The following is a 21,061-nucleotide window of genomic DNA, read 5'->3' on the forward strand; positions in this document are numbered from 1 at the left end:
AGGGGAACGTGTCGCCATTGAATGTGCCGGATTCCGGTGCGTTATTATCGGTCCAGAAGCTGACGAAGTTCTTCGGAAGCTTTGCCGCCTGCAATGAAATCGATCTCGATATCGCGCCGGGCGAAATTCACGCGCTTCTCGGCGAAAATGGTGCAGGCAAATCCACTCTGGTGAAGATGCTGTTCGGCGTTCTCGAGCCGACGGGCGGGCATATCCTGTGGCAGGGCCAGCCGGTTGCGATCACCTCGCCGGGCGAAGCCCGCAAGCTCGGCATCGGCATGGTCTTCCAGCATTTTTCGCTGTTCGAGGCGCTGACGGTTGCCGAAAACATCGCGCTGTCGCTCGATGACGCCATCCCGATCGACCGGATCGCCGAGGAGGCGAGGGCGCTGTCGGTCGCCTACGGCCTGCCGCTCGATCCGCATGCCCATGTCGCCGATCTCTCGGTCGGCGAGCGCCAGCGCATCGAGATTGTCCGCGCGCTGCTGCAGAACCCGAAGCTGATCATCCTCGACGAGCCGACCTCGGTGCTGACGCCGCAGGAGGCCGACAAGCTGTTCGAGACGCTGTTCAAGCTGCGTGCCGAAGGGCGTTCTGTTCTTTATATCAGCCATCGCCTGGAAGAGGTGCAGCGCATCTGCGATCGCGCCACTGTGCTGCGCCATGGCCGCGTGACCGGCGCCTGCGATCCCAGGCAGGAAACGCCGGCATCGCTCGCCCGCATGATGGTCGGCAGCGAAGTGGCGACGGTGACCCACCCGGAACGCAGCGACAAAGGCGAGATACAGCTTGCCGTCGCCAATCTTTCCGTCTCCGCCCGCACCCCCTTCGCCATGCCGCTGCGCGATGTGTCTATGGCGGTGCGCTCGGGTGAAATTCTCGCCATTGCCGGTGTCGCCGGCAACGGCCAGAGCGAACTCTTCGATGCGTTGTCCGGTGAATATCCGGTCGCCTCGGCAGAGGCGATCGTCATCCGCAAAAAGCACGTGGGCAATCAGGGCATTACCGCCCGCCGTCTTCTCGGCGCCGGCTTCGTACCGGAGGAGCGTCACGGCCATGCCGCCGTCTCCGCCATGAAACTCTCGGATAATCTCGTCCTTGCCCGCAGCCAGTCTGACCGCAAGGCGTTTCTGGGCCTGCTCGGCATCATCCGCCACGCTGCGGTGAAATCTGCCGCACGGCGCATTTCCGAGGCCATGGATGTCCGCAAGAGCGGCGATGATCCTGCCGCCGGCTCCTTATCAGGCGGCAATCTGCAGAAATTCATCGTCGGCCGCGAGCTAGACCGCCAGCCGGCGGTCCTCGTCGTCAACCAGCCGACCTGGGGCGTCGATGCCGGGGCGGCAAGCCGCATCCGCCAGGCCCTGGTCGATCTGGCACGGAGCGGTTCGGCCGTCGTCGTCATCAGCCAGGATCTTGACGAAATTTTCGAAGTGGCGACCGATATCGCCGTCATCTCCGAGGGCCGTCTTTCCCGCCCGTTCCCAGCGGGCGAACTGACGCGGGAAAAGATCGGCCTGCTGATGGGCGGCCTGCACGAGAGCAGCTCTGTACCCGAGGCGCCCCATGCGCATTGAACTTGAAAAACGCCCCGACGTCTCGAAGCTCTACGCTTTCGTCTCGCCGCTCCTGGCCCTTGTCCTGACGCTGGCCTTTGGCGCCATCATGTTCGCCATGCTCGGCAAGGACCCGGTCGAGGCCCTCGACGCCTTCTTCATCGAGCCGCTGCTCGAGGTCTGGTCGCTGCACGAATTGGCGATCAAGGCCGCTCCGCTGATCCTGATCGCCGTCGGCCTTGCCGTCTGCTACCGCTCGAACAATTGGAATATCGGCGCCGAAGGCCAGTTCACCATCGGCGCCATCACCGGTTCCTATCTGCCGATCGTCTTCTACGACTGGCATTCGCCGCTGGTGCTGCCGCTGATGCTGATCCTTGGCGCACTCGGCGGTGCGCTCTTCGCTGCCATTCCGGCGCTGCTGAAGGCGCATTTCAACACCAATGAGATCCTGACATCGCTGATGCTGGTCTATATCGCCCAGCTCTTCCTCGACTGGCTGATCCGCGGCGCCTGGCGCGATCCGAAGGGCTTCAATTTTCCGGTCTCGCGTGATTTCGCACCGGAAGCGGTGCTGCCGGCGATCTGGGAAGAATCTGGCCGCGCCCATTGGGCCTTCATCTTCGCCATCATTGCGGCGATCGGCGTCTGGTTCATGCTGCGCTATACGCTGAAAGGTTTCGAAATCGTCGTGCTCGGCCAATCCGAGCGGGCAGGGCGCTTTGCCGGCTTTTCGTCGAAGAAGATGATCTGGTTCAGCTTTCTCTTTTCGGGCGCGCTGGCCGGCCTTGCCGGCATCAGTGAGGTCTCAGGCTCGATCGGCCATCTGCAGCCGGCGATCTCGCCGGGCTACGGCTTCACCGCCATCATCGTCGCCTTCCTCGGCCGCCTTAATCCGCTCGGCATCATCGCATCCGGCCTGGTGCTGGCGCTGACCTATCTCGGCGGCGAGGCAGCACAGCTTTCGCTCGGCGTTTCCGACAAGGTCACCCGCGTCTTCCAGGGTCTGCTGCTGTTCTTCGTGCTCTCCTGCGATACGCTGATCTATTACAAAATCCGCATTGTCTGGTCGCGGTTAAGGGGTGGGGCGGCATGAGCATCTTCGAAGCCATTCTGCTGACCGTCATCACCGCCTCGACGCCGCTCGTCATCGCGGCACTCGGCGAACTCGTGACCGAGCGCTCCGGCGTTCTCAATCTCGGTGTCGAGGGCATGATGATCATGGGCGCGGTTGCCGCATTTGCCGGTGCGCAGAACTCGGGCTCGCCCTATATCGGCATTGTCTGCGGCATTGCGGCGGGTGCGCTGTTTTCTCTCCTGTTCGCCTTCCTGACGCTGACGCTGGTGGCAAACCAGGTGGCGACCGGGCTGGCGCTCACCCTACTCGGCCTCGGCGCATCCGGCATGTTCGGCGAAGCCTATGTCAGCGTGCCCGGCATCCGGCTTGGAGAGATCGTCATTCCCGTCCTGTCGGATATTCCGGTCGTCGGCCACGTTCTCTTCAGCCAGGATCTGATCTTCTACCTGTCGATCGCGCTTGTGGTTGGCGTCAGCTGGTTCCTGTTTCGCAGCCGGACCGGGCTGAAGCTCAGGGCGATCGGCGACAATCACGGTTCGGCCCATGCGCTCGGCATTCACGTCATCCGCACGCGCTACCTGGCGGTGATGTTCGGGGGCGCCTGCGCCGGTCTTGCCGGCGCGCAGCTTTCGCTGGTTTACACACCGCAATGGGCGGAGAACATGTCGGCCGGCCGCGGCTGGATCACTCTGGCGCTGGTGGTCTTCGCCTCTTGGCGGCCATGGCGGGTCTTTGCCGGCGGCTATCTCTTCGGCGCGGTCACCATCCTGCAGCTTCACGCGCAGGCCTTCGGTCTCGGCATTCCCTCGCAATTCCTCTCGATGCTGCCCTATGCCGCGACTATTGTGGTTCTCATCATCATTTCCCATAATCGGCGTACGACGTTGATCAACACGCCCGCGTCGCTCGGAAAAGCCTTCGTACCGGAGCGATAAAGCAACAACACAAGACGGGTTTCCGGAATAACTTCAAACCAACAGGGGTCACCATGAAGAAGTTCGCATTCGCCCTTGCCGCCTCGGCTGCCGCCGTGATTGGCATCTCTTCCGCCGCTCAGGCCGCTGACAAGACGAAGATCTGCTTCGTCTATGTCGGTTCGCATACCGACGGCGGTTATTCGCAGGCCCACGATCTCGGCCGTCAGCAGGTCCAGGCCGAGTTCGGCGACAAGATCGAAACGCCTTACCTCGAAAACGTGCCGGAAGGCCCGGATGCCGAGCGCGCCATCGAGCGCCTTGCCCGTTCCGGCTGCAAGCTGATCTTCACGACGTCCTTCGGCTTCATGGATGCGACGGTCAAGGTCGCCGCCAAGTTCCCTGACGTCAAGTTCGAGCACGGCACCGGCTACAAGTCCGGCCCGAATCTGGCGACCTACAACTCGCGTTTCTATGAGGGCCGCTACATTCTCGGCCAGATCGCCGCGAAGACCTCAAAGAATCACGGGGCGGCCTACATCGCCTCCTTCCCGATTCCTGAAGTCGTGATGGGCATCAACTCCTTCGAGCAAGGCGCCAAGTCGATCGATCCGAGCTTCAAGCTGAAGGTCATCTGGGTCAACACCTGGTTCGACCCCGGCAAGGAAGCCGATGCCGCCAAGGCGATGATCGACCAGGGCGTCGACGTTCTGACCCAGCACACTGATACGACTGCGCCGATGCAGGTTGCCGAAGAGCGCGGCATCCACGCCTTCGGTCAGGCGTCGGACATGATCGCAGCAGGCCCGAAGGCGCAGCTGACGGCGATCGTCGATACCTGGGGTACCTATTACTCCAAGCGCGTTCACGCGCTTCTGGACGGCACCTGGAAGTCCGAGCAGAGCTGGGATGGCCTGAAGGACGGCATCCTGAAGATGGCGCCGTACACGAACATGCCTGACGACGTGAAGAAGATGGCCGAGGAGACCGAAGCCAAAATCAAGTCCGGCGAACTGCATCCCTTCACTGGCCCGATCAACAAGCAGGACGGCACACCTTGGCTGAAGGCCGGCGAAAAGGCCGACGACGGTACGCTGCTCGGCATGAACTTCTACGTCGAAGGCGTCGACGACAAGCTGCCCGCGCAATAAGCCGCATTCAATTCGCAGTTGCGAAGGGCGCCCCTGTGGGCGCTCTTTTTTTGCTGCAGCGCATCCCAAGATTCCGATTTACAAAAGTAATACTATATGATTTTTTGACCCTGCGCCGCGAGATGCGGCATTGGGAGGAAATCATGAAATTGAAGACTGCACTTTTGAGTGCCACGATTCTGGCTGCCTGCATGTTCGGTTCGGCTTCGGCCGCCGGCCTCACTGTCGGCTTCTCGCAGATCGGCTCGGAATCGGGCTGGCGTGCGGCTGAAACGACCGTGACCAAGGAGCAGGCCAAGAAGCGCGGCATCGATCTGAAATTTGCCGATGCGCAGCAGAAGCAGGAAAACCAGATCAAGGCTCTGCGTTCCTTCATTGCTCAGGGCGTCGATGCCATTCTCATTGCTCCGGTCGTCGAAACCGGCTGGGACGACGTTCTCAAGGAAGCCAAGGAAGCCAAGATTCCGGTCATCCTTCTCGACCGTACCATCAAGGCTCCCGACGATCTGTACCTGACGGCGGTTACGTCGGATCTGGTTCATGAAGGCAAGGTTGCAGGCGACTTCCTGGTCAAGACCGTCGGCGACAAGAAGTGCAACGTCGTCGAGCTGCAGGGCACCACCGGTTCGTCGCCGGCCATCGCCCGCAAGAAGGGCTTCGAAGAGGCTCTTGCCGGCCACGACAACCTGAAGATCGTTCGTAGCCAGACCGGTGACTTCACCCGCACCAAGGGCAAGGAAGTCATGGAAAGCTTCCTGAAGGCCGAGAATGGCGGCAAGGATATCTGCGCTCTCTACGCCCATAACGACGATATGGCGGTCGGCGCCATCCAGGCGATCAAGGAAGCTGGCCTGAAGCCCGGCAAGGATATCCTCGTCGTCTCCATCGACGCCGTGCCTGACATTTTCAAGGCCATGTCGGAAGGTGAGGCCAATGCCACGGTCGAGCTGACGCCGAATATGGCAGGTCCGGCCTTCGATGCGCTCGATGCCTACCTGAAGGACAAGAAGGCTCCGGCGAAATGGATCCAGACCGAGTCCAAGCTCTACACGCCTGCCGACGACCCGATGAAGGTCTATGAGGAGAAGAAGGGTCAGGGCTACTGATTGAACCTGGAACCGCACCGGCCCATCATGGACCGGTGCGGAACTGCCGGTGCCGGCCGGGCATCATGCCCGGTTTTGGCACAGGCGTAAGGCGCAATATCAGGAAACAGCAGCCCTCATGGTTCACAATTTCGAGAATATTCTCGCAGCCTCCGGCATATCGAAATTCTTCCCCGGCGCCGTCGCACTGGATAAGGTGGATTTCACGCTGCGCCGTGGCGAGGTTCATGCATTGCTCGGCGAAAACGGCGCCGGCAAATCGACGCTGATCAAGTGCATCACCGGCGCCTACCATCGTGACGAAGGCAGCCTGATGCTGGACGGCCAGGAAATCAATCCGGCCAATACGCTCGCCGCCCAGAAGCTCGGCATCGGCACGGTCTACCAGGAGGTCAATCTCCTTTCCAATCTGAGCGTCGCTGAAAATCTCTTTCTCGGACGCCAGCCGAGGCGTTTCGGCATGACCGACGTCAGGGCGATGAACCGCAAGGCGCGCGATCTGCTTGCCGGCTATGGCATCGATATCGACGTCACCGCCGAACTCAGCCGTTTCTCCGTCGCCGTCCAGCAAGTGGTTGCCATCGCCCGTGCCGTTGATCTCTCAGGCAAGGTACTGATCCTCGATGAGCCGACGGCAAGCCTCGACAATCAGGAGGTGGCGCTGCTCTTCCGCATCATCGAGGACCTGAAGCAGCGTGGGCTGGGCATCGTCTTTATCACCCATTTTCTCGAGCAGGTCTATGCGATCAGCGACCGGATCACCGTGCTGCGCAACGGCAAGCTCGTCGGCACCCGTGACGCTGCCGATCTGCCGCGCCAGGGCCTGATCGCCATGATGCTCGGCCGCGAACTGGCGCATGTCGAGGAGGCGGTGAAGGAACGCAGCCACGCGGCAGGCGAAGTCCGATACCGTTTTTCAGGCTACGGCAAACGCGGCAAAGTCAAACCCTTCGACCTTGAGGTGCGGGCCGGAGAGGTGGTCGGCATTGCCGGGCTGCTCGGCTCCGGCCGGACCGAAACCGCCGAACTCCTGTTCGGCATCGAACACGCCGACAGCGGCAGCGCCACGATCGACGGCCAGCCTGTGACGCTTTCGAGCCCGCGCGCCGCAATCGAAAAGGACTTTGGCTTCTGCCCCGAGGACCGCAAGACCGATGGCATCATCGGCGACCTGTCGATCAGGGAAAACATCGCGCTTGCGCTGCAGGCCCGCCGCGGCTGGACCCGGCCGCTCTCGCGCGCCGAACAGAACGCGCTCGCCGACCGCTACATCAAGGCGCTCGATATCCGCACCACCGATCGCGAAAAGCCGATTCGCCTGCTTTCCGGCGGCAATCAGCAGAAGGCGATCCTCGCCCGCTGGTTGGCGACCAATCCGAAGTTTCTGATCCTCGACGAGCCGACCCGCGGCATCGATGTCGGCGCCCATGCCGAGATCATCAAGCTGATCGAAGAGCTCTGTGCCGGCGGCATGTCGCTGATCGTGATTTCCTCGGAACTTGAAGAGCTTGTCGCCTATAGTTCACGTGTCATCGTCCTTCGCGACCGGCAGCATATCGCCGAATTGACAGGCGAACGTATCACGGCCGCCGGCATCGTCGAAGCCATTGCCGCCGCCGAACATAAGATGGAGGAGGCATGAGGTCCTCGCTGAAGGCGCTGGCCTATCGCCTGGCGCCGCAATTGATTGCGCTTGTTGTCATTCTTTTGTTGAATTTCATCACGTCGCCGCAGTTTTTTAATGTCGTGGTTCAAAATGACCGGCTGTATGGCAGCCTGATCGATGTGCTCAACCGCGGCGCGCCGGTGGCGCTGCTGGCGATCGGCATGACGCTGGTGATTGCCACCAAGGGCATCGACCTTTCCGTCGGTGCGGTCATCGCGATCTGCGGCGCTGTCGCCGCATCGTCGATTGTGTCTGGAAATTCAGTTGCTTATACCGTTATCCTAACGCTTTTTATTGGGCTTGCCTGCGGCGTCTGGAACGGTTTTCTGGTGGCTGTCCTCAACATCCAGCCGATCATTGCGACGCTGGTGCTGATGGTGGCCGGCCGCGGCATCGCCCAGCTCATCACCGAAGGCGCCATCCTGACCTTCAACGATGACGGGCTGACCTTCTTCGGCAGCGGTTCGCTGCTGCTTCTGCCGATGCCTGTCGTCACCTGGATTCTCGTCGGCCTGCTCGTCATTTTGCTTGTCCGCCGCACGGCGCTCGGCATGCTGATCGAGGCCGTCGGAATCAATCGCCGCGCCAGCACGCTCTCCGGCATTCAGACGCCGGTACTGCTGATGGCTGTCTATATGCTGAGCGGCCTCTGTGCCTCGATTGCAGGCGTCATCGTCGCCGCCGACATCAAGGGCGCCGATGCCAATAATGCCGGCCTCTGGCTGGAACTCGACGCCATCCTCGCCGTCGTCGTCGGCGGCAATTCTCTGCTCGGCGGCCGTTTCAGCATTCTCGGATCGCTGATCGGCGCGATGATCATCCAGGCGGTGAATACAGGCATCCTGTCTTCCGGCTTCCCGCCCGAATTCAACCTGATCATCAAGGCCGTCATCATTATCGTCATCCTCGTCATCCAGTCGCCGGCGGTGCAATCGCTCGCTATCTTTGCCAGCCGCCGGCAGGGCGGAAGGGAGCAGTCGAAATGAACTCCAAATACCTGCCGCTGCTTGCGACCATCGTCATCTTCGTGCTCGCCTATGCCGGCTGCACGCTGCAATATCCGAACATGCTGTCGACGCGCGTCATCGGCAATCTCCTGACCGACAATGCCTTTCTCGGCATCGCCGCCGTCGGCATGACCTTTGTCATCATCTCCGGCGGCATCGATCTGTCGATCGGTTCGGTCATCGCCTTCACCGGCGTCTTTCTTGCGGTGATCCTGCAGAACACCTCGATCCATCCGCTGCTCGCCTTCGCCCTCGTGCTCGTCATCACCACTGCCTTTGGCGGTATCATGGGCGCGATCATCCACTATCTCGACATGCCGGCCTTCATCGTTACGCTCGCTGGTATGTTCCTGGCGCGCGGCATGGCCTTCGTGCTGTCGATCGACAGCATCCCGATCGATAACGAATATTATTCGACGCTGACGAGCCTCTATTACCGTCTACCCGGCGGCGGCCGGCTGACGCTGATCGGCGGCATCATGCTTCTGGTCTTTGCCGTCGGCATCTTCATCGCCCAGCGCACCCGCTTCGGCACCAATGTCTATGCCCTCGGCGGCGGTCCGCAGACGGCGCGGCTGATGGGCGTGCCGGTCGGCCGTACGACGATCCAGATCTATGCGCTGTCGGGTTTTCTTGCGGGTCTATCCGGAATCGTTTTTTCGCTATACACCTCTGCTGGATATTCCCTTGCAGCCGTCGGCGTCGAGCTCGATGCGATCGCGGCAGTCGTCATTGGAGGGACGCTGCTGACCGGGGGAGCGGGATTCGTGGCGGGAACCTTGATTGGTATCCTGATCCAGGGGCTCATTCAGACCTACATCACCTTCGACGGCACGCTGTCGAGCTGGTGGACCAAGATCCTGATCGGCCTCCTGCTGTTTGCATTCATTCTGATGCAGAAGGCTATCCTGTTCCTTTCCAGTCTGAACAAGAGGTATGCCTGAGGGGGAGACGGATCGCTTGCGCAACAAATTGGACGAGACACGGAAGACCGGACGCAGAACCCGGACGAGCCATGCGCAGGTGGTCGATGAGCTCGGCAAGGCGATCGTTGCCGGCACCTATCCTGTCGGCTCGATCCTGCCGGGCGATACGGAACTGGCGCAACGCTTCAAAGTGTCCCGCACCGTGTTGCGCGAGACGATGAAGACGCTCGCCGCCAAGGGCATGGTCGTCGCCAAGGCGCGGGTCGGCACACGTGTGACCGAGAAGAACCTCTGGAACATGTTCGACAGCGAGATCATCGCCTGGCACTTCGACAACGGCGTGACGGAAGAATTCCTGCTGCAGCTTTACGATATCCGCCTCGCTGTCGAACCCTTCGCCGCCAGTCTCGTCGCCGAACGGGCGAATGCCGAGGATATCGAGACGCTGCGGGGGCTGGCGCTCGATATGGCGGCAAGCGGCCATACGGCCGACAGCCTGGCGCTCGCCGACCTTCGTTTCCACCTGGCGATCGCCGAAGCCTCGCACAATCCCTTCATGCGCACCTTGGGCAGCCTCATCGAAGCGGCCCTCGTCGGCATGTTCCGGATGAGCACACCGCCAACCGAAAACGGCTTCGCCAATATCGCCGACACCCATATGCGCATCGTCGATGCGATCGTTTCCGGCGATAGCGCTGCCGCGCGCCGCGCAATGGAGGACGTCATCCTGGACGGCCGCCATCATGTGCACGAGGCCTTCGCGGCTCGCGGTTCTGAGGCTGTGACAGGGCCGATTTCGGCGGCAATTTCACCTTTGTGAAGGTTCTGCCTATCGACAGCGCCAGGCGTTTCTTCAGACGCGCAAGGCACGCTGCGGCACTCTGAACTGCTGTGCAATTTTATCCTCAAATCGATTCCGATTTCAGGAATTATGCAGTAAGAGGCAACAAAGCCGCCTCATGGCGCGGATTCGCGGAGCACATCATGGAACGCACTTGTCTTGCCGTCATCCTTGCCGCCGGTGACAGCACGCGGATGAAATCCTCGAAATCGAAGGTGCTGCATCCCGTCGCCGGACGGCCGATGATCGCCCATGTGGTCGATGCGGTCGCCTCCGCCGGCATCTCATCCGTGGCGCTTGTCGTCGGCCGCGATGCCGAGGAGGTGGCAAAGGCTGGAAGCGTTGCCGGCGTCGGCATCCAATCCTATCTGCAGAAGGAACGCCTCGGCACCGGCCACGCGGTGCTGGCGGCGCGCGAAGCGATCGCCAAGGGCTATGACGATATCCTCGTCACCTATGGCGACGTGCCGCTCCAGACCGACGGGCCGCTGAAGGCCGCCCGCCAGGGCCTGGCCGACGGCAGCGACGTCGTCGTCATCGGCTTCCACACCGACCGCCCGACCGGCTATGGCCGCCTGCTCGTCAAGGATGGCGAACTCATCGCCATCCGCGAGGAAAAGGATGCGACCGATGCCGAGCGCACCGTCACCTGGTGCAACAGCGGGCTGATGGCGATCAACGGCCGCAAGGCGCTCGACCTTCTCTCGCGCATCGGCAATGCCAATGCCAAGGGCGAATTCTACCTGACCGATCTCGTCGAGATCGCCAGATCACTCGGCGGACGCGTCACCGCGGTCGATGCCCCCGAGATCGAGATGACCGGCTGCAACACCCGTGCCGAACTCGCCGTTATCGAGCGCTTCTGGCAGGAGCGCCGCCGCCACGAGATGATGCTTTCAGGCGTCACCATGATCGCCCCGGAAACCGTCTTTCTCGCCTACGATACCGTCATCGGCCAGGATGCGCTGATCGAGCCGAATGTTGTCTTCGGTCCCGGCGCGGTGATCGACAGCGGCGCCGTCATTCATGCCTTCTCGCATATCGAAGGCGCCCATGTCAGCCAGGGCGCGACGGTCGGCCCCTTCGCCCGGCTGCGGCCGGGTGCCGACCTCGCCAGCGGCGCCAAGGTCGGCAATTTCTGCGAGGTCAAGAACGGCCGGCTCGGTGAGGGCGCCAAGGTCAATCATCTCACCTATATCGGCGATGCCGTCATCGGCGCCGGCAGCAATATCGGCGCCGGCACGATCACCTGCAACTATGACGGCGTCAACAAGAGCGAGACGGTGATCGGCGAAAACGCTTTCATCGGGTCCAACTCGTCGCTGGTCGCGCCGGTGACGATCGGCGACGGCGCCTATGTCGGCTCCGGCAGCGTCATCACCGTCGACGTGCCGGCCGATGCGCTGGCGCTAGGCCGTGCCCGGCAGGAGATCAAACCCGGCCGCGCGACGCTGTTGCGCGAACGGGCGCTCGCCATCAAGGCGGCGAAGAAGGCGAAGGGCTGACCGGCCTTGCGTAACCGGCGGAAATTCAAAGTGACCGCCGAGGTGATTGAGAAATAAGCAGGAATCGTTAGGACTGGCCTCGTCATCGAAGCCTTTATGGGGATACTATATGTGCGGCATTGTGGGGATCGTCGGAAATCAGCCTGTTGCCGGGCGCCTGGTCGATGCGCTGAAGCGTCTCGAATATCGCGGCTATGATTCCGCCGGCGTCGCCACCATTCATGACGGCGTGATGGATCGCCGCCGCGCCGAGGGCAAGCTGTTCAATCTGGAAAAGCGCCTCGACACCGAACCACTGCCCGGCACGGTCGGAATCGCCCATACACGCTGGGCGACCCACGGCGTTCCCAATGAGACCAATGCCCATCCGCATTTCGTCGAGGGAGTGGCCGTTGTCCATAACGGCATCATCGAGAATTTTTCCGAGCTTCGCGACGAGTTGACGGAAGAGGGTTCGGTCTTCGAAACCCAGACCGACACGGAGGTTGTCGCTCATCTGATGGCGAAATATCTGCGCGAAGGCCTGGAGCCGCGCGCCGCCATGCTGAAGATGCTGAACCGGGTGACCGGCGCCTATGCGCTGGCCGTCATGCTGAAGGCCGATCCCGGCACGATCATGGCCGCCCGTTCCGGCCCGCCGCTTGCCGTCGGCTACGGCCGTGGCGAGATGTTCCTCGGCTCGGATGCGATCGCGCTGTCGCCCTTCACCAACGAGATCAGCTATCTCGTCGACGGCGATTGCGCCGTCCTCACCCACGACGGCGTGTCGGTGCTGGATTTCGCCGGCAAGCCGGTCAAGCGCGCCCGCCAGATCTCGCAGGCGACCGCCTATGTCGTCGACAAGGGCAACCATCGCCATTTCATGGAAAAGGAAATTTACGAGCAGCCGGAGGTGATTTCCCACGCGCTCAGCCACTATGTCGATTTCGCCGCAAACACCATCGGCGCCAATGCCGCGGCGATCGACTTCAAGGCGGCGACCGGCCTGGCGATCTCGGCTTGCGGCACTGCCTATCTCGCCGGTCTCGTCGGCAAATACTGGTTCGAGCGTTATGCCCGCCTGCCTGTTGAAATCGACGTCGCCTCCGAATTCCGCTACCGCGAAATGCCGCTGTCGCCGTCGCAGGCGGCACTCTTCATCTCGCAATCAGGCGAGACCGCCGACACACTGGCATCGCTGCGCTATTGCCGGGACAACGGGCTGAAGATCGGCGCCGTCGTCAATGTCCGCGAATCGACGATCGCGCGCGAATCCGACGCCGTCTTCCCGATCATGGCCGGCCCCGAAATCGGCGTCGCCTCCACCAAGGCCTTCACTTGCCAGCTTGCCGTGCTGGCGTCGCTGGCGATTGGCGCCGGCAAGGCGCGCGGCACGGTGACTGCGGAGGAGGAGAGGGCGCTGGTGCGCCATCTCGCCGAAATGCCGCGCATCATGAGCCGGGTGCTGAACCTGATCCAGCCGCAGATGGAAAGCCTGTCGCGCGAACTGTCGAAGTGCAAGGACGTACTTTATCTCGGCCGCGGGACCAGCTTCCCGCTCGCCATGGAAGGCGCGCTGAAGCTCAAGGAAATCTCCTATATCCATGCCGAAGGTTATGCCGCCGGTGAGTTGAAGCATGGACCGATCGCGTTGATCGATGAGAACATGCCTGTCATCGTCATCGCCCCCTATGACCGTTTCTTCGAAAAGACCGTCTCGAACATGCAGGAGGTCGCAGCCCGCGGCGGCCGCATTATCTTCATCACGGACGAGGCCGGTGCTAGCGCCTCGAAACTGCCGACCATGGCAACGATCACCCTGCCTGTGGTCGATGAAATCATCGCGCCGATGATCTTCTCGTTGCCGATCCAGCTGCTCGCCTATCACACCGCCGTCTTCATGGGCACCGATGTCGACCAGCCGCGCAACCTGGCGAAATCCGTGACCGTGGAATAAGCCTGCAACGCCGGAATCGTCGCGCCGAAACATATTGTGCGACGTCCCGAATTCTGGCAATTTTGGTGTGCGGACAAGGGGGAAGGGCCGGCGTTCCGGCCTGTCCACGACTGAGATGGAGTTCATCAGGAAACGATGACCGACAACACCCCCAGAATGCCGGTCGCGACCCGGCTGAGGAATAATTTTCTCGCAGGGCTGATCATCTGCGCCCCGATCGCGATCACTATCTGGCTGACCTGGACATTCATCCACTGGTCGGACAGCTGGGTCAGGCCCTATATTCCGGCGCGCTGGAATCCGGAAAGTTATCTCAATTTCGCCATTCCCGGTTTCGGCCTGCTGATCGCTGTCGTGCTGATCACCGTCGTCGGCTTTCTCGGCAAGAACCTGATTGGCCAGAGTATCGTCCGCTTCGGCGAATCGATCGTCCAGCGCATGCCGCTGGTGCGCACAATCTACAGAAGCGTGAAGCAGATTTTCGAAACCGTGCTGAAGGAGCAGGCGAACTCTTTCAAGAAGGTCGGCCTCATCGAATATCCGGGTCCAGGCCTCTGGGCGCTGATCTTCATCGCCACCGACGCCAAGGGCGAAATCGCTTCGAAGTTCGATGCCATGGGCCAGGATATGGTCGCCGTCTTCCTGCCGCCGACGCCGGTGCCGACGGCCGGCTTCCTCATCTTCGTGCCGCGCGAGAAGATCGTCATGCTCGATATGTCGCCGGAAGACGCCGCCAAGTTCCTGATTTCAGGCGGGCTTGTGGCGCCCGAACACAAGCCGGCCGATCCGAAGCAGAAGCATTTGCCGCGGCCAAAGCCGGTGGCGGTTTCCAAGGCGGATTGATGCCTGTCGCCCAACGCTGCGGCGTCGCGTTTCAACCCGCTCTCAAAAACCGGATCGCCTCGTCACGGCGGAAAAGATAGAGCAGGGTGCGGATCGCCTGTCCTCTTTCACCGGTCAGCTCCGGATCGCGCTCGATCAGATAGGCGGCATCCTTGCGGGCGATTTCCAGCAGGTCGGCATGCGCCTCGAGGCTGGCGATGCGGAAACCCGGCGTGCCGGATTGTCTTGTGCCGAGCAATTCGCCTTCGCCGCGCAGCTTCAGGTCCTCCTCGGCGATGCGGAAACCGTCTTCCGTCTCGCGCATGATCGAGAGCCTGGCATGACCGGTCTCGCCGAGCGGCCCCTTATAGAGCAGAATGCAGGTCGAGGCCTCGTCGCCGCGCCCGACCCGGCCGCGCAGCTGGTGCAATTGCGCCAGGCCGAAGCGTTCGGCATGTTCGATCACCATGATCGTCGCATCCGGCACGTCGACGCCGACCTCGACGACGGTCGTGGCGACGAGCAGCCGGGTCTCGCCGTTCTTGAACGCCATCATCGCCGCATCCTTCTCCGGTCCGCTCATCCGGCCATGGATGAGGCCGATATCGGGGCCGAGCGCGGCGGTGAGCGTCGCATGCCGCTCCTCGGCCGACATCAGGTCGAGCTCTTCGGACTCCTCGACCAGCGGGCAGATCCAATAGGCCTTCTTGCCCTCGGCGATCGCGCTTTGCAGCCGCCCGACGATTTCGCCGGTTCGTTCCATCGGCACGGTGATCGTCTGGATCGGCTTGCGGCCGGCCGGTTTTTCGGTGAGCTTGGAGACGTCCATATCGCCGAAGGCGGCAAGCACCAGGGTGCGCGGGATCGGCGTTGCCGTCATGACAAGCATATGCGGCGAGATGCCCTTGGCCGTCAGCCGCAGCCGCTGATGCACGCCGAAACGGTGTTGCTCGTCGACGACGGCAAGCATCAGATTGGCGTAGGTGACGCTGTCCTGGAACAGCGCATGCGTGCCGATGACGATCTGTGCAGCACCCGAGGCGATGCGCTCCTGGATCTCCTCCCGTTCGCGTCCCTTGGTGCGCCCGGTCAGCACCTCGATGCCAAGCCCGGCGGAGGCGGCGAATTTCGAGATCGTCGCATGATGCTGCCGCGCCAGGATTTCGGTCGGCGCCATCAGCACGGCCTGGCCGCCGCTCTCGATTACCGCCGCCATCGCCATCAGCGCCACCAGCGTCTTGCCGGAGCCGACATCACCCTGCAGCAGCCGCAACATGCGCTCGTTGCCGGCCATATCTTTCAAAACCTCGGCGATCGCCTCGTTCTGGCTTGTCGTGAGTGAGAAGGGCAAGGATTTCAGGATCTCGCTGCTGACGGCACCCGTCGCATGCACCGGCTGGCCCGCCACCTTGCGCAGCCTCTGCCGCACCAGGCTCAGCGACAGCTGGCCGGCGAGGAACTCGTCATAGGCAAGTCGCCGCCGGGCAGGGGCCTGCGGGTCGATATCGGTGGGGTCGCGCGGCTCGTGCAGCATGTGGAAGCTGTCGCGGATCGACGGCAGGCCCTGCTTCTGTGTCAGCGAGAGATCGATCCATTCCGGCAGCTCGGGAAAGCGCGGCAGGCCGGCGTCGATGATCTTGCGCAGCGTCTTCGGCGAGAGCCCCGCCGTCAGCGGATAGATCGGCTCGACCAGCGGCAGGCTCTCCGCTTCCTCGGCCCTGACGATATAATCGGGATGCACCATCGAGGCGCGGCCGTTGAACCAGTCGATCTTGCCGCTGACCGTCACCTCGGCATCGATCGGCAGCTGCTTTTCCAGCCATGCCGCCTGTCCGCGGAAGAAGACCAGCGTCAGCTCGCCGGTTTCGTCATGCAGGAAGACGCGGTAAGGGATATTGCTTTTGCCGCGCGGCGGTACCTGGTGCCGGTCGACGCGCGCCGTGATCGTCACGATCGCCCCCTGCGGCGCGCGCGCGATTCCCGGCTGGTTGCGCCGGTCGATCAGCGAAAAGGGTGCGTGGAAGAGGAGGTCGATGACCCGGCAATCCTCCAGCGTCTCGCGCCCGAGCAGCTTCACCAGCAGCTCGGCGATCTTCGGACCGACGCCCGGAAGGCCCGAAATGGGGGAAAACAGAGGATCGAGAATGGCGGGGCGCATGCGGCCAAAATGCGATGAACAATGCGGCCTTGGCAAGGCTGACAAGCCGCTTTCCAGGGTCTATAGAGGCGCATCAACAGGAAGGTAATGCCATGACAGGTGTCACGCTCACGAGTGCCGGTCTCGACCCGCGCCGCCGCAGGATCCTTTTCCGCTGCTGGCATCGCGGCATCCGCGAGATGGATCTGGTTTTTGGCCAGTTCGCCGAAGCCGAGGTCGCCACGCTGTCGGAAGCCGAACTCGACGAGTTCGAGACGATCATGGCCGAAGAGGACAATGATCTCGTTCGCTGGATCATGGGAACATGGCCGGTGCCCGAGCGTTTCCAGACACCGATGTTTGCCCGCATCGCCGCCTACAAGCCCGATTTCGACAAGCCCCTCAGGACGCCGGAATGATCCCTGGTTTCGATGCGAAGAAGCTTGCGGCCATTGCCGAGCCGCTGACGATCGGCAATGTGCCGGCAGGTCTGGAGACGCTGCTGCTCGCCGAGCTCGCTCGAACGGGAGAGCCGGTCGCCTATGTCATGTCGGATGGCCACCGCATGGCCGATCTCGAACAGATGCTCGGTTTCGTCGCCCCCGACATTCCGGTTCTCACCCTGCCGGCCTGGGACTGTCTGCCCTATGACCGCGTCTCGCCGAGCGCCGACACGTCGGCCCGCCGGCTAGCCGCACTTGGCGGCCTGATTGCCCATCGCAAGAAGCCGCATGCCGCAATCGTGCTCGTCACCGCCAATGCCATGCTGCAGAAGGTGGCGCCGCAGGATGTCATCGAGAGCCTCAGCTTTTCGGCCCGTCCCGGCAACCAGCTGCGCATGGACGATCTCGCCGGCCGCCTGGAGCGCAACGGCTTTGAACGCGTCGCGACCGTTCGCGAGGTCGGCGAATATGCCGTGCGGGGCGGCATTCTCGATGTCTTCGTGCCGGGTTCGGAAGAGCCGGTCCGCCTGGATTTCTTCGGCGACACGCTGGAATCGATCCGCAGCTTCGATCCGGCCAGCCAGCGCACGATCGGGCAGGTGCGCTCCCTCGATCTCAATCCGATGAGCGAGGTGACGCTGACGCCGGATACGATCAGTCGCTTCCGCAAGAATTACCTTTCGGCTTTCGGCGCCACCACCCGCGACGACGCGCTCTATCTCGCCGTGTCCGAAGGCCGCCGTTACCCCGGCATGGAGCATTGGCTGCCGCTCTTCTACGAGAAGCTCGATACCGTCTTCGATTATCTCAGCGGCTTCCGTATCGTCATCGACCACACGGTGCGCGAGGCGGCGGAGGAGCGCTCCAAGCTCGTTTTCGACTATTACGATGCCCGCCTGAATTCCGGCCAGCCGGCCAAGGGCCAGGTGAACCAGGGCACGCCGTACAAGCCGGTGACGCCGGGCCAGCTCTATCTCGACAGCAAGCTTTTCGTCAAAACCCTCGACGCGCTCGGCGCAATCCGCATCAGCCCCTTCAACGAGCATGAGGGCGAGGCGAGGCGGGTCGTCAATGTCGATGCCCGCCAGGGCCAGCGTTGGGCCCGTTCGAACGCCGAGGGCGGCGGCGATGCCGAACGCATCAACATCTTCGACGTCGTCGTCAAGCATATTGCCGATCGGCGTGCCGCCGGCGCGAAAGTGCTGGTCACCGCCTGGACCGAAGGTTCGCTGGAACGCCTGCTGCAGGTGCTGAACGAACATGGCCTGGAAAAGGTCAAGCCGGTCGAGGCGCTGAAGGATGTCGGTTCGCTGGCGAGAGGCGAGGCGGCCGCGGCCGTGCTCAGCCTCGAATCCGGCTTCGAGGCCGGCGACCTCGTCGTCATCGGCGAGCAGGATATATTGGGCGACCGCATGGTGCGCCGCTCCAAACGCCGCAAACGCGCCGCCGATTTCATCTCCGAGGTCGCGGGCCTCGATGAGGGCTCGATCGTCGTCCATGCCGAACACGGCATCGGCCGCTTCGTCGGGCTGCGGACCATCGAGGCGGCCGGTGCGCCGCATGCCTGCCTCGAGTTGCAATATGCCGACGAGGCCAAGCTCTTCCTGCCGGTCGAAAACATCGACCTGCTCTCGCGCTACGGCGGCGAGGGCACCGACGCCCAGCTCGACAAGCTCGGCGGCGGCGCTTGGCAGATGCGCAAGGCCAAGCTGAAGAAGCGCCTGCTCGACATGGCCGATGCACTGATCCGCATCGCCGCCGAGCGCCTGACGCGCCACGCGCCGATGCTGACGACGCCGGACGGCCTCTACGACGAATTCGCCGCGCGCTTCCCCTATGACGAGACCGAGGACCAGGATAACGCCATCGAGGCGGTGCGCTCCGATCTCGGTGCCGGCCGGCCGATGGACCGCCTCGTCTGCGGCGACGTCGGCTTCGGCAAGACCGAAGTGGCGCTGCGCGCCGCCTTCGTCGCAGCGATGAATGGCGTCCAGGTCGCCGTCGTCGTGCCGACGACATTGCTCGCCCGCCAGCACTTCAAGACCTTTTCCGAACGTTTCCGTGGCCTGCCGGTGCGTGTCCAGCAGGCCTCGCGCCTCGTCGGGGCCAAGGAGCTGGCGCTGACCAAGAAGGAAGTCGCGGACGGCAAGACCGATATCGTCGTCGGCACCCATGCGCTGCTTGGCGCCGGCATCAAATTCGCCAATCTCGGCCTGCTCGTCATCGACGAAGAGCAGCATTTCGGCGTCAAGCACAAGGAGCGGCTGAAGGAGCTGAAGAGCGACGTGCACGTGCTGACGCTGTCTGCAACCCCGATCCCGCGCACGCTGCAGCTTGCCATGACCGGCGTGCGCGAATTGTCGCTGATCACCACGCCCCCGGTCGACCGCATGGCGGTGCGCACCTTCATCTCGCCGTTCGACAGCCTTGTCATCCGCGAGACGCTGATGCGCGAGCATTATCGCGGCGGCCAGAGCTTCTATGTCTGCCCCAGGCTTGCCGACCTCGAGGATATCAGTGCCTTCCTGCAGTCGGATGTGCCGGAGCTGAAGGTGGCGATCGCCCATGGCCAGATGCCGGCCGGCGAACTCGAAGATATCATGAACGCCTTCTATGAAGGCCGCTACGACGTGCTGTTGTCGACCACCATCGTCGAATCCGGCCTCGACGTGCCCACAGCCAACACGCTGATCGTTCACCGCGCCGATATGTTCGGCTTAGCCCAGCTCTATCAGCTGCGGGGCCGCGTCGGCCGCTCGAAGGTGCGCGCCTTTGCGCTCTTCACCCTGCCGGTCAATAAGGTGCTGACGGCAACCGCCGAGCGCCGCCTCAAGGTGCTGCAATCGCTGGATACGCTCGGCGCCGGCTTCCAGCTGGCGAGCCACGACCTAGACATCCGCGGCGCCGGCAACCTGCTTGGCGAGGAGCAGTCCGGTCATATCAAGGAGGTCGGTTTCGAGCTCTATCAGCAGATGCTGGAAGAGGCGGTCGCCGAGGTCAAGGGCGTCGACGAGATCCACGACACCGGTTGGTCGCCGCAGATCTCCGTCGGCACGACGGTGATGATCCCGGAAAATTACGTGCCGGACCTGCATCTGCGCATGGCGCTCTACCGGCGTCTCGGCGAAGTCACCGAACTCAAGGAGATCGATGGCTTCGGCGCCGAGATGATCGACCGCTTCGGCCCGATGCCGATCGAAGTCCAGCATCTCTTGAAGATCGTCTACATCAAATCGCTCTGCCGTACCGCCAATGTCGAAAAGCTCGATGCCGGCCCGAAAGGCGTCGTCGTGCAGTTCCGCAACAAGGAATTCCCCAATCCGGCAAACCTCGTCGGTTATATCGGCAAGCAGGGCACGATGGCGAAGATCCGCCCCGATCACAGCCTGTTCCTGACCCGCGACCTGCCGACCCCGGAAAAACGCCTGCAAGGCGCCGCGGTGATCATGACGCAACTGGCCGAGATGGCGAAGTAGGCAGAGGGAGACGAAGATGGCGACATATGGCGCGACGATCGTGTGGCAGCGGAACGGCGAGACTTTCACCGACAACCGCTACAGCCGCGCCCACTGCTGGACTTTCGACGGCGGCATTGAGGTGAGGGCGTCTTCTTCCTCGCATGTTGTCCCACTGCCCTATTCGGCCGAGGACGCGGTGGATCCGGAGGAGGCTTTCGTCGCTTCGCTCTCCAGCTGCCACATGCTCTGGTTCCTGTCGATCGCCGCCAAGCAGCGCTTTTGCGTCGACAGCTACACCGATGCCGCCGAGGGCATCATGGAGAAGAATGCCGAAGGTCGTCTTGCCATGACCGTGGTGACGTTGAAACCGCATGTCGTCTTTAGCGGCGAAAAGCAGCCTTCCCTAAGTGAACTCGAAGCCCTCCATCATCGCGCCCACGACGAATGTTTCATCGCCAATTCGGTGAAAACAGAGGTGCGCTGCGTTCCTGTTCTGGGTTGAGTTAAAGCCGAGG

At 62.5% G+C, this 21,061-nt stretch carries 16 protein-coding genes; 15 read left to right on the forward strand and 1 reads right to left on the reverse strand.

The genetic code is table 11. From position 1 onward, the window contains the following. Positions 1–8 precede the first annotated feature (8 nt). The 12 genes from FHX10_RS17740 (at position 9) to FHX10_RS17795 (ending at position 14,529) form a co-directional block, all read left to right on the forward strand. On the forward strand, positions 9–1,577 hold the full coding sequence (locus FHX10_RS17740) for an ABC transporter ATP-binding protein (protein WP_097594524.1): 1,569 nt from the start codon (positions 9–11) through the stop codon (positions 1,575–1,577). Continuing rightward, positions 1,567–2,652 (forward strand): ABC transporter permease, encoded by a 1,086-nt coding sequence (locus FHX10_RS17745; RefSeq protein WP_028757437.1) that lies wholly within the window; start codon positions 1,567–1,569, stop codon positions 2,650–2,652. The genes FHX10_RS17740 and FHX10_RS17745 overlap by 11 nt, the downstream gene beginning before the upstream one ends. Further along, complete coding sequence (locus tag FHX10_RS17750) at positions 2,649–3,569, forward strand: ABC transporter permease (protein WP_184389954.1); 921 nt, start codon at positions 2,649–2,651, stop codon at positions 3,567–3,569. The genes FHX10_RS17745 and FHX10_RS17750 overlap by 4 nt, the downstream gene beginning before the upstream one ends. Before the next feature lie 53 nt (positions 3,570–3,622). After that, entirely contained in the window at positions 3,623–4,699 is a 1,077-nt protein-coding gene (locus tag FHX10_RS17755) for a BMP family ABC transporter substrate-binding protein (RefSeq protein ID WP_047615813.1), read from the forward strand. Between the two features lie 143 nt (positions 4,700–4,842). Next, positions 4,843–5,805, forward strand: coding sequence for a galactofuranose ABC transporter, galactofuranose-binding protein YtfQ (gene ytfQ, locus FHX10_RS17760; RefSeq protein ID WP_063475569.1), 963 nt, complete (start codon positions 4,843–4,845; stop codon positions 5,803–5,805). A 118-nt stretch (positions 5,806–5,923) separates the two neighbouring features. Next, the gene (ytfR, locus tag FHX10_RS17765; RefSeq protein WP_097544443.1) at positions 5,924–7,447 is read left to right on the forward strand and encodes a galactofuranose ABC transporter, ATP-binding protein YtfR; all 1,524 of its coding nucleotides are present in this window, start codon (positions 5,924–5,926) and stop codon (positions 7,445–7,447) included. Then, on the forward strand, positions 7,444–8,457 hold the full coding sequence (locus FHX10_RS17770) for an ABC transporter permease (protein ID WP_097544444.1): 1,014 nt from the start codon (positions 7,444–7,446) through the stop codon (positions 8,455–8,457). Before ytfR ends, FHX10_RS17770 begins: the two co-directional genes overlap by 4 nt. Beyond that, positions 8,454–9,422, forward strand: coding sequence for a galactofuranose ABC transporter, permease protein YjfF (gene yjfF, locus FHX10_RS17775; RefSeq protein WP_047615110.1), 969 nt, complete (start codon positions 8,454–8,456; stop codon positions 9,420–9,422). Before FHX10_RS17770 ends, yjfF begins: the two co-directional genes overlap by 4 nt. Before the next feature lie 16 nt (positions 9,423–9,438). Then, on the forward strand, positions 9,439–10,224 hold the full coding sequence (locus FHX10_RS17780; protein ID WP_047615420.1) for a FadR/GntR family transcriptional regulator: 786 nt from the start codon (positions 9,439–9,441) through the stop codon (positions 10,222–10,224). Between the two features lie 164 nt (positions 10,225–10,388). Beyond that, positions 10,389–11,750, forward strand: a complete 1,362-nt coding sequence (gene glmU / locus FHX10_RS17785) for a bifunctional UDP-N-acetylglucosamine diphosphorylase/glucosamine-1-phosphate N-acetyltransferase GlmU (protein WP_184389957.1) — start codon at positions 10,389–10,391, stop codon at positions 11,748–11,750. Positions 11,751–11,859: 109 nt separating this feature from the next. Next, positions 11,860–13,686 (forward strand): glutamine--fructose-6-phosphate transaminase (isomerizing), encoded by a 1,827-nt coding sequence (gene glmS / locus FHX10_RS17790; RefSeq protein WP_184389960.1) that lies wholly within the window; start codon positions 11,860–11,862, stop codon positions 13,684–13,686. Between the two features lie 135 nt (positions 13,687–13,821). After that, positions 13,822–14,529, forward strand: a complete 708-nt coding sequence (locus FHX10_RS17795; RefSeq protein WP_047615113.1) for a DUF502 domain-containing protein — start codon at positions 13,822–13,824, stop codon at positions 14,527–14,529. A gap of 31 nt (positions 14,530–14,560) precedes the next feature. Here FHX10_RS17795 and recG read toward each other — a convergent pair whose 3' ends face one another. Beyond that, the gene (gene recG / locus FHX10_RS17800) at positions 14,561–16,666 is read right to left on the reverse strand and encodes an ATP-dependent DNA helicase RecG (RefSeq protein ID WP_184390018.1); all 2,106 of its coding nucleotides are present in this window, start codon (positions 16,664–16,666) and stop codon (positions 14,561–14,563) included. A gap of 92 nt (positions 16,667–16,758) precedes the next feature. On the opposite strand from recG, the gene FHX10_RS17805 reads away from it, so the two are divergent. The 3 genes from FHX10_RS17805 to FHX10_RS17815 are packed head-to-tail and all read left to right on the forward strand — an operon-like array spanning position 16,759 to position 21,048. After that, on the forward strand, positions 16,759–17,064 hold the full coding sequence (locus FHX10_RS17805; protein ID WP_017960426.1) for a succinate dehydrogenase assembly factor 2: 306 nt from the start codon (positions 16,759–16,761) through the stop codon (positions 17,062–17,064). Beyond that, a complete protein-coding gene (gene mfd / locus FHX10_RS17810; RefSeq protein ID WP_047615823.1) occupies positions 17,061–20,564 on the forward strand; it encodes a transcription-repair coupling factor in 3,504 nt (1,167 codons plus the stop codon). The genes FHX10_RS17805 and mfd overlap by 4 nt, the downstream gene beginning before the upstream one ends. 16 nt (positions 20,565–20,580) lie before the next feature. Then, positions 20,581–21,048: an OsmC family protein gene (locus FHX10_RS17815; protein ID WP_097623155.1), complete on the forward strand. Its 468-nt coding sequence runs from the start codon at positions 20,581–20,583 to the stop codon at positions 21,046–21,048. The last annotated feature ends 13 nt before the right edge of the window (positions 21,049–21,061 follow it).

The sequence above is a fragment of the Rhizobium sp. BK591 genome (genome assembly GCF_014195045.1).
GTDB lineage: Bacteria > Pseudomonadota > Alphaproteobacteria > Rhizobiales > Rhizobiaceae > Rhizobium > Rhizobium anhuiense.